Origin of the sequence: Microbacterium sp., from assembly GCF_049661145.1 — a bacterium.
GTDB lineage: Bacteria > Actinomycetota > Actinomycetes > Actinomycetales > Microbacteriaceae > Microbacterium.
Genome location: NZ_JBASZT010000441.1, coordinates 1 through 2,982 on the forward strand (window position 1 = coordinate 1; position 2,982 = coordinate 2,982).

Annotated in this window: 2 protein-coding genes and 2 pseudogenes; 2 read left to right on the forward strand and 2 right to left on the reverse strand. The window is 69.4% G+C overall.

The genetic code is table 11. The features are described 5' to 3' along the window. Nucleotides 1-299 (forward strand): annotated as a pseudogene (locus WBP48_RS18150) (thymidine phosphorylase); the annotation flags it as partial. Nucleotides 300-320: 21 nt separating this feature from the next. Next, nucleotides 321-1,436, forward strand: coding sequence for an adenosine deaminase (locus WBP48_RS18155; RefSeq protein WP_424442165.1), 1,116 nt, complete (start codon nt 321-323; stop codon nt 1,434-1,436). 85 nt (nt 1,437-1,521) lie between these two features. On the opposite strand, the gene WBP48_RS18160 is transcribed toward WBP48_RS18155, so the two are convergent. Further along, complete coding sequence (locus WBP48_RS18160) at nt 1,522-2,484, reverse strand: hypothetical protein (RefSeq protein WP_424442166.1); 963 nt, start codon at nt 2,482-2,484, stop codon at nt 1,522-1,524. Nucleotides 2,485-2,734: 250 nt separating this feature from the next. Next, nucleotides 2,735-2,982, reverse strand: a pseudogene (locus WBP48_RS18165) (mannitol-1-phosphate 5-dehydrogenase); the annotation flags it as partial.

Below are 2,982 nucleotides of genomic sequence, written 5' to 3' on the forward strand. Positions count from 1 at the left end.
CGGTCACGGCATCCACAGGCGGCGTCGTCACCCGCATGGCGGCGTTGCCGTTCGGCATCGCCGCGTGGCGGCTGGGCGCGGGGCGCGCCCGCGCACAGGACCCGGTCGTCCACGCCGCGGGCATCGACCTGCACGTCAAGCCGGGAGACCGGGTCACGACCGGTCAGCCGCTGTTCACCTTGCTCGCCGATGATGACAAACGCTTCGCGCGTGCGCTCGACGCCCTCGAGGGCGCATGGGGGATCGGGGCTGACGCTCCGGCATCCCGTCCCCTCGTCCTAGAGCGCATCACCGCCTGACCCCCACCAGAAGGAATCCGAATGGCCATCGATCAGCACGGCGACGCGAAGCTCGGCGGTGTCTCCATCCGATCCCTGCCGAAGGTGTCGCTGCACGACCACCTCGATGGAGCGCTACGGCCGCAGACGATCATCGAGCTCGCCGATGAGATCGATCTCGACGTGCCTCAGGCGGATGCCGACGATCTCGCCGACTGGTTCGAGGATCAGAGCGACTCCGGCTCGCTCGTCGAGTATCTGAAGACGTTCGATCTGACGACTTCCGTCATGCAGACGGCCGATGGCCTGCGCCGTGTCGCGAAGGAGTTCGTCGAGGACCTCGCCGCCGACGGCGTGATCTACGGCGAAGTGCGCTGGGCGCCCGAGCAGCACCTCGCGGGCGGACTCTCGCTGGAAGAGGCCGTCGAGGCGGTGCAGGAGGGCATCGAGGAGGGTGAGGACGTCGTCGACGGCCGTGGCCGTGACATCCGCGTCGGTCAGCTCATCACGGCGATGCGCCACACCGATCGGTCGCTCGAGATCGCAGAGCTCGCCGTCGCGTTCCGCGGGCGCGGCGCTGTCGGGTTCGACATCGCCGGCCCCGAAGTCGGGTTCCCTCCGTCCAAGCACCGAGTGGCGTTCGACTATCTGGCGTCGCACTTCTTTCCCGTGACGGTACACGCCGGCGAGGCCGTCGGGCTCGACAGCATCCGCTCCGCCCTGCTCGACGGTCGCGCGCTGCGACTCGGACACGGCGTGCGCATCGCGGAGGACCTCGAGGTCGTGCAGCAGAAGGGCGACGAAGTGCTCGTGACCTTCGGTGACCTGGCGCGCTGGGTGCGCGACCGTGAGATCCCGCTGGAGCTGTCGCCGTCGTCGAACCTGCAGACCGGCGCGATCGCTCGCTGGGGCACGTCGCTGGAGGATCACCCCTTCGACCTGCTGTACCAGCTGGGCTTCGCCGTCTCCGTGAACGTCGACAACCGGCTGCAGAGCCGCACCTCGCTTACGCGCGAGCTCGCGCTGCTGGCCGAGACGTTCGACTACCGGCTCGAAGACCTCGAGGCGTTCCAGCTGAACGCCGCCGCGGGAGCATTCCTGTCGGTCGAGGAGCGCGAGGAGCTCATCGAGCTGATCGGCGAGGGCTTCGGCGCCTGACCCGTCGGCCGGCCTGCCCCGGTTCCCGACGGACCCGGTGGCCCGCCTGACCCGGTGGCCGCCGGCGCGCGGCTCGGCCGCCTCGTCATGCTCGCCGATCCCGAACTCCTCCAGCTGGGGCGGTTCCGCGGCCTCGCCCGCCGGTCCGGGGCTGTTCGGTCCGGGATTGGAGGAGTTCAGGCCGGTACGCTGTCGGCACCCCGATTCGCGGGTGGCTGAGAATCTCGCGCATCGCGTTCACCATTTCGTCGTGAGCATAGAGGATGTCCTCTGCGAGCGGCCGCACGGTCGTGTAGCCGAGCCGAGCGGCAGCCAGGTCACGCCTCACGTCTTTGCGTCGCACCGACCAATCGTCGTGAAACTCCCGACTGTCGCATTCCACGATGAGCCATCCGTCCACAACGAGGTCCACGCGACCGACGCCCGGAATCCGCACCTGCACTTCGACGTGATGCCCGAGTGCACGCAGCAGGAGCCGCATCAACGTCTCGGTGCCTGCCTCGCTGCGTCGATCGAGGAGCGTTCGGAGCGCCTGATAGCGGCGGGGCAACCGGTGGAACACCTCTCCGATGTCGTTCTCGTCGACCAGCCCGTGATGCCATGCCGAGTCGAGTGTCGCCACCGCATCTCTCGGCGCCTGACAGAGCACCGCCTCCACCAGAGCGTCGGTGATTCCCGTCGCCAGGGCGTCACGCGAACATCCGTCGGCCACACGCCAGTGTGCGACGATACCCGGCGATCGGGAAGGCAGTCTGCTGGCCCCGCGCTCGATCTGAATGTGCAGATCCTCGTGCTCGCGGACGAAGATGCCCACCGCGGCGAGCAGTGACACGCAGCCGAGTCGGCCGCCCAGACGGGCGGCGGCGACGAGTCGCGCATGCACGTCCGAGGACACGTACCGCCCGGTGCGGACACGCGTGAGCCGGCCCGCTGCGATCAGTTCGCGGATGCGCTTTTTTCCGATACCGCGACTGCGCAGCTGCCCTGTACTCCACGTGCGCGCGCCGAGAAAGCTCGGTGCCAGTTCGTGAGGAGTCGGTTTCTGCATGCCGAAAGCACAGCACTCCCGTCCAGTGCGCAGCGGCCGATCTGGCCGATCTGTGGGTGGATTCCGGAATTGACGGGTTGGGGAGAAAGCGATGTGCGCGCCCGAACTCCTCCATCGCCGCGCTCGCAAGCCCGGGCTCGACCTCTCATCGGGGTGGTGCGGGACGGATTGGAGGAGTTCGGGCCGCGCATTCGGCCGGCCCCGCGCCCGGCGGGTCACCGCGGCCGTCGACAGCCCCGCGGCGAGCGGGTCAGACCCCGAGCTCAGCCTGCCGGGCGCGGACGACGGCCTCGACCCGCGGATAGAGCGGATGCTGCGGCTCGAGCCCCGTCACGTCGGCCGTGAAGGCGGCGGCGTCCTCCTCGCGGATGCGGCGCTGCAGTTCCACCGACTGCTCGTCGGAGGGCTCGTCGAACTCGAGTGCCGCACCCATCGCCGCCACGAGCGCGTCGACCGGCAGTCCGCGCTCAGCCGCCGCTGCGGCGGGCCCGACGAAGC

Coding starts and splice junctions, on each gene's coding strand:
- WBP48_RS18160 (WP_424442166.1), bottom strand. CDS start 2,484: ATGCAGAAACCGACTCCTCACGAACTGGCACCGAGCTTTCTCGGCGCG.
- WBP48_RS18155 (WP_424442165.1), top strand. CDS start 321: ATGGCCATCGATCAGCACGGCGACGCGAAGCTCGGCGGTGTCTCCATC.